Origin of the sequence: Collimonas sp., assembly GCF_044339385.1 — a bacterium.
GTDB lineage: Bacteria > Pseudomonadota > Gammaproteobacteria > Burkholderiales > Burkholderiaceae_D > Collimonas.
On sequence record NZ_JBIIVN010000113.1, the window covers coordinates 1 to 8723 of the forward strand.

Consider the following 8723-nt stretch of genomic DNA (forward strand, 5'->3'; position numbering starts at 1 on the left):
ACGGCAAGATCAACAGCAACACCAAGAGCAACAGAAAAACCGGGACAGCGCCGCGCAGCTGTATTGGAGGCAGGAAGTGCTTCTTAAACTATGCAGATATTTGTCTGGACAGATGGGTCCACTTTATTTCGCCAGTATCGCATCCAGCACTCACGCTGAACTGACCAAAACTGCGGAAGCGCAAGTTGCGGAAACCAAGCGTAAGGTCATCGAGTTCGTCGACCATGCCTCGAAGAACGTGCCTCCTGGCGCAGAAGGCGCGGTTGCCTTTGTCAAATCGGCAATAGGCAGCGCCAACGCCGGTTACGAACAATTCGCGAAAAGCACCAAGCAAGCCGTTGAAACTCTGGAAAACAATGTCAACAGCGCTGTCGATCAACTGTCGCAAGCTGCAACCAAGACCGCTGCTGCTGCCCGGACCAAGAAGTAATCATCGGCTGGCGGATCTTCACCGCCACTAGAAATCTCCTCGGTACCAGTCAACACTGGTACCGTTATTTACCCCGGATTCCGGGGTATTTTTTTGTCTGGCTATGGTCTGGCACGATGCGCCTGGCAGTTAAATGACGGAGCATTTTTCCGGTGCGATTTTTTGCGCAAATCACTCTGCTCTTTTTCCTACCGGTGCAGTAGCAGCCATCGTAGATGACCTCAGCAGCATTGCTTGCTTGAACTCAAAATTTAGCCAACGTCACCAATTTCAATAGACGCGCCAGCGCTTGCTCATCCATTTTTGCGGGCAAGTCACAGATATACAGCAGCTGTTGCTCGATATGGCGGACCTTGGCACCAGCTTTCAACGATGCTTGCAGCACTTCAACCTGCAGCTGCAAACGTTCGCGCGAGAGTTCTGGCGGACTTTCGACGCCAGCGAGGATCTCGGCGCGCAGCAATTCCTGTTGCAACACTGGGCCATTGGCCTCCAAAACAGCTGCATATTCGTCGCTATTTTGCAACGCCCGCTCAAAGCGGGCTGCAATGATTTTTTCAAGGCTTGGCGCTAATGCTGGCAATCCGAACCAACTCTGGCGCCAGACGGACCGCATTTCATTCGACGCAGCACCGACATTGACTTCCACTTTTTGACACAGGATCAACTTATCGCGCAACGCCTCTGCTTGCGCCAATGCAGCATGGCGGCGACTCTGATCCAGACGCTCTTGAACAGCCGTGAGCGCGGCATTAAAGCGGGCCTCGATCTGCGCCTGCTCAGCACGCGGTACTTGCCCGCTACGCGCCCATTCCTGCTGCGCCTGCTGCAGCAGTTTCGGCGGCACTGACTCGGGTTGGGTTGATGCGGCTTCCAGCAAGGCGCATTGTTCTTCACGCAACCGTAAATTGTCGCGCCGTTCGGCATCGGCGCCGGAGGCCGATTCCTTGCGCTGAGCAAAAATGGCATCGCAAGCGGCTCGGAAGCGCAGCCACAAATCCTGCTCCTCCTGGCGCGGCAACGGAAAAGCCTTAGCCTGCTCTTGCCACCGCTGCTGCAATTGGCGCACGCGGTCGGTTGTGTCGCGTTGATTGGCAGGCAGTTGTGCCGCTTCGTCGATCAGTCGTTCACGTCGAGCGATTTCGCTTCGTTGCTGCACTGCCAGCGGTGCCAACAGGGCCTGTATCGCAGCGGAAAACGCGCTATCGAGGGCTTTCTTTTCGCTGCGATTGACCGGCCCCTGGCTCTTCCAGGCTTGCTGCTTGTGCTGGCAAAACTGGGCAATGGCTTTCCAGTCTGGCGTCACTCCTGTTGTCGGCTGCGGCGCTAGCGCAGTTTGCGCGTACTGCTGTATTTCATCGATCAATGCGCGTGCATCGAGCAGATTGGCCTGGCGTTGTTCCGCCTGCTGCTGAAAATGTGCCGCCACCGGCGCATAGGCAGCCGTGCAGGCAGTATCAAAACCTTCCCACAATACTTTCGGTGCCGATCCAGAGCTCACGTCCAGCGATTTCCAGCGCGCCCGCAAGCTGCCGATTTTCTTAGCCAGTTCAGTCGGCGCTATCGCTTGCAGAGTCAACTCCTGCGCCGCCTTGATCAACTCTTCACGCGAGACGTTACCGCCCCAACGGGCCCAACCCTGTAAGCGGCTCAGTTCGCTACGCGCCTGTGTCAGACGACTGAGTTGCGCCGCGCTTGGTTTGTGCGCCTTGAAATCGATAGCGCGCAGCGCCTTATCAAAATCCATCGCGGCCTGCAAGGCACCATCTTCCAGAGCCTTCTCCAGCCCATCCAAGGCCTCGGCAATATCAGCCCGCTCGCCGCTATCCGCTACTGCTACGTCCACCTTGGGACTCAGCTGGATTTTTTCCGGTTTAGAGACCACCACCGTGTGCTGTTTCAGCAATGTCTGATAACGCTGTTCAAGTTCGCTGCCGATTGGCGCTGAAGGCAAGCCTGGCAGTGCCGACCAGGCATCTTTCAATGCCGTCGGATTAAGTGCGGCCGTGGCTCCCTCCCATGTAGCCAGCAAATCCTGGCGCGCTTGCAGCGCCGCTTCATGCTGCTGCAACTCGGCCAGCAATTTACGCAATGCCTGCGCTTCCTGCGCAAAATCTAGCGCCAGATGGCGTGGCAATGTCAGCGCTTCTGCATGGGTTAAGCAGGCCGCCATTTGTAACTCGAGGGCATCCAGCACCACCGTTTGCGATGCATGCCGCGCATCTGAGCCAGCCTGCTGACTCAACTCACGCAAACTGGCTAGCAAGCCAATGGTGGAGTGCTGCAAACTTGCCTGTGTTGCCAGGCGTTCGACCAGCGCAGCGCGTATTTTCGCGAACTCCTGCTGCAACCCGAATGGCAGCTCCTTGGCTTCCCAAGCTCGATCCAATTCAGCGACCTGATTGGGCATCAGTTGCGGCTCCTGCAACAGACGCTGCGCCTGCGCCAGGCTTACATTGGCCTTGTCGACGATTAATAGCTGTTGACGCAGATTGTCTAGTCTGCCTTGCATCAATTTGGCGACGCGACGATCCGTATTTCGGCAGGCACGCAATACCTGTTCCAGTGCATCCCGGCTTTGCACCAGTTGCGCCGCACGCAGGCGGGCGTCGGCAAAATCGGATTGCCGGATGAACTCGACCGCAGTCGCCTCATCGCTCAGAGTTTCCGCCTGGCGCAGCGCTTGCTGCCGTGCCTGATCGGATACTTGCCTGGCTTCGGCGCGCACGGCCGCTTGCGCCTCAGCGATAGGTTGCGGCGCACTACGATCGACGCGTTTGAATAAAAATCCGAACATATGGCGTCAATCAGATGGAAGCGCATTGCCGTCAGAATCGCTGATGGCAATGCGCAAATGGTTAAGTGAAGTGAAGTAAAACGAATCGAATCGAATCGGAAAAACGCCGCAAGAGATCACGCCGGACGGTACTCTGCCTTCATTTGATCAAGCCCGGCCAGCATTTTTTTGAACGCCGCCGCGCTTTGCACCGGCTCACCTTTGACGCCGAGATCGATGTGACGCCGGGTATTCCCATCGCCGACGTGAGGCAGACTGAATGCCTTCACCAACGGAAACTCCGCTTCGATCGCTTCCATCAGCGGCGTCAAGGAAGACTCCATCGCCTCGAACACCAGCACCGATTGCTCCAACCGGGGATTCTGATGGAACAGGTCAGCGTAATAAGTCTCCAGCACCCACTCGAACATCGGCCAGGCCATCACCGGAAAACCCGGTGCAAAATAGTGCGCACCGCCATTACTATGACGGATCGAGAAACCTGGGATCTTGTTATAGGGATTGGGGATGATATCGGCACCTTGCGGGAACTCGCCCATCTTCAATCGATGCAAATTGTCAGGCGTATCGTAATCGACCACCACCCCGGCATCGCGCGCAGTATCGGCGATTCGCTCACGGATTTTTTCGCGCGCCTGCGGATGTAGTTGCAGCGGCACACCAAGCGCCGCCGCGGCGCACTGACGGGTATGATCGTCCGGCGTGGCACCAATGCCGCCGGTACAAAACACGATATCGCCGCTGTCGAAAGTCCGTTTCAGCGTGGCCGTGATGCGCGCCGGATCGTCGCCGACATATTCGGCCCAACTCAAACTTAAGCCGCGCGCCGAGAGCATTTCCAGAATTTTAGGGAAGTGTTTATCGACGCGCCTGCCAGACAGAATTTCGTCGCCGATGATGATGAGTCCGATTGCCATGAAAATCGCCGCTTAGTTGAAGAAGAGGAAAATGTAGAGCTGGGAATAACCCTATTGCTAAACTTTGCAACACTCGCCGCCCATCTTACCTCTGAATATTGACGGCGGTATGAAAGTCGATTTTATTCTGGACCAGAAGAATCAGAAAGTTGATGGATTTCCTGCCTGTCCTGGCTGTTGGCCATGATGACGGCAGCCTGACCGGCAGCACGATACTTGGCCAAAGCCTCCAGGCAATAATACTCAAACCACAAACCAGTAAATACAAACACCAGCACATATAGCCAGATCGAACCCGCCGCCAACAGAGGAAAAACCACCAGCCACAGCGCGCCGCCCAGCCACAATATCGTCGGCGCCGCACCCATGGCACCGGTAATGATGCCAATCACCAGCAACGGCCAGCGATGAATCCGCAAGATCGCGCGCAGCTCTTGCTCGTCGGCATGGGCTGCCAGTGCTTCATAGGCAAACACGCGGTAAGTCAGCCAGCCCCACAACACCAGCGGAATCAGTAAGGCGAATGGCGGAATCAACCAGAGCGGCAACGTCACCAGCCACAGCACGCAAAACAGCAGGAAAGCAGAAAACGAAGTCCAGATACTGCCAAGCAGCGAGCCGCCGTTGCGCAGTTCAAGTTCAGAAAAATGGCGGCGACCGACATGGCGCGCGGTTGCCGGCAAAGCAAAGACGCCGACGAACAGCAGCGCAGTCAGGATCATCAACGGCAGCAATGCCCACAGCGCCAGCCACGGCACAATGACGGTTTTGAGCGCGCCCAGGCCGAGCCAGGCCGGAATATAAGTGGCGAAACCCATACCGTCGTTGCCGGCAAAGTAATTCTTTTGCAACCAGTCAATCAGCGGCTGCAAGCCCCACCACAGCGCCAGCCCCCAGATAAGGATCGACAAGAAAAACGGCAGGAAAGTCAGCATCAGCATACGGTAATGCAGTTGCGACAATACAGCCCTGCCGAAGGCAGCTAATATGGGGCGCATCAGCGGGATGACTTTCTGGAAAATTCGACCATGCGTTTCAGTCCCAGCCACTGCTGCGACCAAAAGCCCCGACCATAGTCGCGCGCCGGCCGCTGGGCCGTTGCCACCTGATCGCGCACGCCGGTATGCTCGAAGGTCTTGCCAAAATAGGCAGTGCGAAACAGACTGTCCCAAAATGAAAACAGCACACCGAAATTATGCCCGCCCAGAGTGCCCTTGCCTTTGCTCTCGTGGCCGATACCGATTGCATGATGCCAGCGATGAAACCGTGGCGATACCACGACGGCATCGCCTGGCCTGCCGAAATGAATCCGTACGTTGGCATGCTGGAGACTTTGCAACATCCGTGTGATGGAGACCAGCAGCACATACTGTGCCGGTTCGACGCCGATTACCAGCGCCACCAACGCCATCGTGACGTCATGGATGACGCCGTCGAGCAAATGATTGCGATCATCGCTCCACAAGTTCATGTTCTGCTGGCTATGGTGCAGGCTGTGCAAGCCCCACAACCAGCCGAAACCATGCTGTGCACGGTGATACCAGTACTCGCAGAAATCCAGCACCAGCAAATATAGCAGGAACGTCAGCAGCGGCTTGTCAGTGACGCCAGGCAGAAGATTTTCCAGCTTGAACGGGTTGATGCCTTCCAGATGCAGCAACTCTGTCAGTTTTGCCAACAGCGGATCAATCAGAAAAAATACAAAAACTGAAAATGCCCCGAGCCGATACAGCAAGGTATAGATGAAATCGATCCAGCGCGCGCGCCGATCCGTGATGGCATGCACAGGGATCATGCTCTCCAGCGGCCGCAACACGATAAACAGCAATACCAGTTCGCAGACGCCGATCAGGAACCATTCGGTGCCGTCAAAAGCGTCCTCCAGGTATTCGCTAAAACCGGCATGGAACATCAGCGGCTGCACTACTGACTGAAACAGCCATGCCTGGACGGCAGCAAAGCTGCTTACCAAAGTATCGATCATGATGCCCTTGCGCCTTTCTCTGCCGGCGGCGCCGCGGCCGGCCCTTTGATACTGGCCTTGTAGGCCGGATGATCGCGCAATGTAGCAAAACAGAAACCCTTTTTCTCCAATCCGCTGATCAAGGGCTCCAGCACCGCCGGCGCCCATGGATCCTTGCGCAACCAGATGCCCAGATGCCCAGATGCGCAGATGCGCAGATGCGCAGATGCGCAGATGCGCAGATGCGCAGATGCGCCATCACGATATCGCCGTCTTTCAGGTTTTTCAAGCTGCGCTCCAAAAGCATCTGATTCGGCCATTTATCGCTGGGCAATTCGTCGCCGGAAAAGCCTGCTGCGGCCCATGCCACATGTTTGTATCCGCAAGCTTGGCCGGCTGCCAACGTATTCGGCGTCAGATGACCGCCAGGCGTGCGCCAGAGGCGGTCGATATGCGTGCCCGTCAGGCTCTGAAAGCGCTGATCGACGCGATTGAGCTCGTCGCAATACTGCTGCGGCGTCCAGGCTTGCAGCTTGCCGCCGCTGGCACCGAATTGCGGCTTGACTTCGATTTTTCCATCAGGCAGATCGCGCCTGGCGTAAACGTGGTCGAAAGTATGGCTGCCGAAAACATGGCCATCGGCCACCAGTGTTTTCCAGAACGGTGTCCAGCTCGGGTCAAGCGTGTAATCGCCGTTGACGGTTTTTTCATTGGCCATGAAAAACGTCGCCTTGATATGATGGCGGCGCAGGGTCTGGGCGATGTACGCGGCTTGTGACTGGCCGCCGGTGTCAAACGTCAGATAGATTGTGCCGCTACAGGCGTTGGGCGATACCGCTGAAGCCTGCTCCGCCAATGCTGCAGGCATCAAAGCGATCAGCGCTGTGGTTGCACCAACAGCACGCAAACTGCGCTTTCCCGGGAAGAGCATGGGTATCACAATTCAGCGGCGCGGTTGCTGAAATAGATGCCATGCGGCGAACGCCCGACCGGGATCGACTTGATCACCTTGCGGGTTTTCAAATCCACAACCGAGACCTTTTTGACCCAGCGTTGCGTCACCCACATGGTTTTGCCATCGGCAGTAATCTCGATACAATCCGGACCGCCCGGCACCGCAATACTGCCAATGCTTTCGAGCGTATTCAGATCGAGGATATTGATCGTGCCTGACACACGGTTGGAGACAAATACGTGGCGATTGTCGCCTTGCGGACGGAAGTTATGCGCACCGTCGCCAGTCTTGATTTTCTTGACGATTTTTTGCGTACGCCAGTCAACTACCGCAACGTAATCGCTACCCATCACTCCCACCAACAGGTATTTATTATCCGGCGTCATGTAGACGCCGGCTGGCTGCTTGCCGACCGGCATGGTCCATTTGACTTTTTGGGTCGACAGATCGACCGCGGCCAGTTCATCGCTGCCCTGAAGCGTGATGAAAGCCAGCGCACTATCGGCGCTGAAGGCCATATGGCTTGGCATCGCTGGCAGCGGCAGGCGCTTGGCCAGTTTCAGGTTATTCCCGTCGTAGCCATAGATGTCGATGCGATCGAGCCGCAGGCCATTGGCGATAAACCACTTCTGATTGGGCGAAAAACCGATCTGATACGGATCGACGATATCCTTTACCTGGCCCTGAATCTGGCCGCTCTTAGGGTCCAGGAACAGCAGCGAATTACCGGTCGCGGCAGCCACGATAAGCGATTTGTTATCAGGCGTCGGCATCAGGTGATGCGGCTCCTTGCCAACCGGGAAAGTGTTAATTTCTTTATAAGTCAACTGATCCAGCAAGGTGATAGTGGCGTCACGAGAATTCAGCACCACCACGACATTACCCGAGTCGGCAGCAACCGCAGTGGTCGGTGCAGCCGCAGCCGCAAGTGTGGGTAACACGGTCAGCAAACCGCAGGCAGCAAAGATGGAACGACGAGCAAAAGCAAGCATAACTAAAAACAGCATTTTACCGCGCATGATTCAGACCCATGGATTTAAATGACTCTGCCAAAACTGCCAAACCGCAGCAATGGCTCCTTGCCGAAGAAGGCTAACGGCCATATTTTAGTTTACACTGCGGGCACTTACCTTCCATCACCACAACATAACCATCACACTATAAAGGATCATAATGTCGACCATCAGTACCGTTTCAGGCCTGCAGTATGAAGATATCAACGTCGGCCAAGGTGTCGAAGCGAAAGCCGGCGACCACGTAAGCGTACACTACACCGGCTGGTTGCAAAACACTGACGGCAGCGCCGGCAACAAGTTCGATTCCAGCAAAGACCGCGGCGACCCGTTTGAATTTCCGCTCGGCGCCGGTCATGTCATCAAAGGCTGGGACGAAGGCGTGCAAGGCATGAAAATCGGCGGCATCCGCAACTGCGGCGCTTGGCTATGGCGCGCGCGGCGCTGGTGGCGTGATCCCACCGAACGCCACACTGATTTTTGAAGTTGAACTGCTGGGCGTATAAGCCAGCACTAACCCGCAACGCCGATCAAATCGCCGTACGATGCAATATTTCAACCTGCCCAACGCCTTCTCGCCAGTCCGCTTGACCGCGCCGTTGCTGCTTGCCACGTTGCTGCTAGACGGCTGCACCGTGGTCAGCGTCA

The 8723-nt window shown here is 56.2% G+C and carries 6 protein-coding genes and 2 pseudogenes; 2 read left to right on the top strand and 6 right to left on the bottom strand.

Annotation, left to right across the window (positions count from 1 at the left end; all coding sequences use genetic code 11):
* Positions 1–112: 112 nt before the first annotated feature.
* A complete protein-coding gene (locus ACIQ0R_RS09020) occupies positions 113–430 on the top strand; it encodes a hypothetical protein (protein ID WP_395826357.1) in 318 nt (105 codons plus the stop codon).
* Positions 431–674: 244 nt separating this feature from the next.
* On the opposite strand, the gene ACIQ0R_RS09025 is transcribed toward ACIQ0R_RS09020, so the two are convergent.
* The 6 genes and pseudogenes from ACIQ0R_RS09025 to ACIQ0R_RS09050 all read right to left on the bottom strand — a co-directional run bounded on the left by ACIQ0R_RS09025 (position 675) and on the right by ACIQ0R_RS09050 (position 8054).
* A complete protein-coding gene (locus tag ACIQ0R_RS09025) occupies positions 675–3227 on the bottom strand; it encodes a DUF349 domain-containing protein (protein ID WP_395826359.1) in 2553 nt (850 codons plus the stop codon).
* Positions 3228–3343: 116 nt separating this feature from the next.
* Positions 3344–4144 (bottom strand): competence/damage-inducible protein A, encoded by an 801-nt coding sequence (locus ACIQ0R_RS09030; RefSeq protein WP_395826361.1) that lies wholly within the window; start codon positions 4142–4144, stop codon positions 3344–3346.
* A 122-nt stretch (positions 4145–4266) separates the two neighbouring features.
* The gene (locus ACIQ0R_RS09035; protein WP_395826363.1) at positions 4267–5142 is read right to left on the bottom strand and encodes an EI24 domain-containing protein; all 876 of its coding nucleotides are present in this window, start codon (positions 5140–5142) and stop codon (positions 4267–4269) included.
* Complete coding sequence (locus tag ACIQ0R_RS09040) at positions 5142–6128, bottom strand: sterol desaturase family protein (RefSeq protein ID WP_395826365.1); 987 nt, start codon at positions 6126–6128, stop codon at positions 5142–5144. Before ACIQ0R_RS09040 ends, ACIQ0R_RS09035 begins: the two co-directional genes overlap by 1 nt.
* Positions 6125–7038 (bottom strand): annotated as a pseudogene (locus tag ACIQ0R_RS09045) (polysaccharide deacetylase family protein). The gene ACIQ0R_RS09040 and the pseudogene ACIQ0R_RS09045 overlap by 4 nt, the downstream one beginning before the upstream one ends.
* A gap of 5 nt (positions 7039–7043) precedes the next feature.
* Positions 7044–8054: a cytochrome D1 domain-containing protein gene (locus ACIQ0R_RS09050; RefSeq protein WP_395826367.1), complete on the bottom strand. Its 1011-nt coding sequence runs from the start codon at positions 8052–8054 to the stop codon at positions 7044–7046.
* Positions 8055–8235: 181 nt separating this feature from the next.
* Here ACIQ0R_RS09050 and ACIQ0R_RS09055 point away from each other — a divergent pair.
* Positions 8236–8581: pseudogene (locus tag ACIQ0R_RS09055) on the top strand (FKBP-type peptidyl-prolyl cis-trans isomerase).
* Positions 8582–8723 lie beyond the last annotated feature (142 nt).

What these genes read in the sequence shown, in the direction of transcription:
- ACIQ0R_RS09050 (WP_395826367.1), bottom strand. Translation starts at nt 8,054, where the DNA reads ATGCTTGCTTTTGCTCGTCGTTCCATCTTTGCTGCCTGCGGTTTGCTG.
- ACIQ0R_RS09030 (WP_395826361.1), bottom strand. Translation starts at nt 4,144, where the DNA reads ATGGCAATCGGACTCATCATCATCGGCGACGAAATTCTGTCTGGCAGG.
- ACIQ0R_RS09020 (WP_395826357.1), top strand. Translation starts at nt 113, where the DNA reads ATGGGTCCACTTTATTTCGCCAGTATCGCATCCAGCACTCACGCTGAA.
- ACIQ0R_RS09025 (WP_395826359.1), bottom strand. Translation starts at nt 3,227, where the DNA reads ATGTTCGGATTTTTATTCAAACGCGTCGATCGTAGTGCGCCGCAACCT.
- ACIQ0R_RS09035 (WP_395826363.1), bottom strand. Translation starts at nt 5,142, where the DNA reads ATGCGCCCCATATTAGCTGCCTTCGGCAGGGCTGTATTGTCGCAACTG.
- ACIQ0R_RS09040 (WP_395826365.1), bottom strand. Translation starts at nt 6,128, where the DNA reads ATGATCGATACTTTGGTAAGCAGCTTTGCTGCCGTCCAGGCATGGCTG.